At 58.5% G+C, this 1,152-nt stretch carries 1 pseudogene; it reads left to right on the top strand.

Annotated features, from left to right (window positions below):
* Positions 1-1,152, top strand: a pseudogene (locus KHO18_RS28235) (IS3 family transposase); the annotation flags it as partial.

The raw sequence follows: 1,152 nt of genomic DNA, 5'->3' as shown, positions 1-1,152 counted from the left end.
TTCAAGGCGATCGCGGCGCAGTATGGAGTTGGCTACAAGCTCGTGCAGCGTTGGGTGGCGAGCTACCGCCAGCATGGCCAAGACGGGCTGCGCAAGAAGCGCAATCCCTACAGCACTGAATTCAAACTCTCGGTGCTGCTGCGCATGTGGCGAGAAGGTCTTTCAGGCGAGCAAACGGCGGCGTTGTTTGACATCCGCAGCCCGGGTTGCATTGGCGTCTGGGAGCGCCGCTATCATAGTGGCGGTATAGATGCCCTGTCGCCCCGACCTCGCGGGCGCCCCAAGACGATGCCGCAAGCCATTCCTCCCAAATCTCCGGCCGAGCCGGTTGCCGATGACGAGCGTCCGCGCAAGGAATTGCTCAAAGAAATCGAGTACCTGCGCGCGGAGGTGGCGTACCTAAAAAAACTCGATGCCTTGGTTCAAGCGAAGAAAGCAGCGCAGCAGAAAAAGCGCAAATAGTGCTTGAGCTAAGGCAGCAGTACCCGTTGGCGGGCTTGCTCAAGGCCGCAGATTTGGCCCGCAGCACGTTTTATTACCAGCAAAAGGTGGTGAATGCCGGTGACAAGCACGCGGAGCTGAAAGCCAGGATCCGGGCCGTCTATACATGCCACAGGGGGCGCTATGGCTATCGGCGGATCACCGCCACAATCCGGCAGATGGGCTGGATCATCAACCACAAGACCGTACAGCGCCTTATGGGGCAATTGCGGCTGAAGTCGCTGGTGCGGCCGAAAAAGTACCGCTCCTATCGCGGGGAGATGGGACGGGCGGCGCCGAATCTGCTCAACCGCCAGTTCGACGCACAACGTCCTAACCAGAAATGGGTGACCGACGTGACCGAATTCAATGTTGGCGGGGAGAAGCTATACCTGTCGCCGGTGATGGACCTGTACAACGGCGAGATCATTGCCTATCAGACAAGCAAGCGACCTACCTTCGATCTGGTCGGGGCCATGCTCAAGAAGGCACTGGCCAAGTGCCAGGACAACGATAAGCCGATGCTGCATTCAGACCAAGGCTGGCAGTACCAGATGCCTGCCTATCGGCGCATGCTCAAGGAGCATGCTGTGACGCAAAGTATGTCCCGCAAGGGAAACTGCCTTGACAATGCCGCCATGGAAAGCTTCTTCGGCACGCTCAAGGCTGAAT

Source organism: Cupriavidus campinensis (genome assembly GCF_905397395.1).
Taxonomy (GTDB): Bacteria; Pseudomonadota; Gammaproteobacteria; order Burkholderiales; family Burkholderiaceae; genus Cupriavidus; species Cupriavidus campinensis.
The sequence above is the reverse complement of the archived record's forward strand: the minus strand, read 5'-3'. Positions and strand labels throughout refer to the sequence as shown.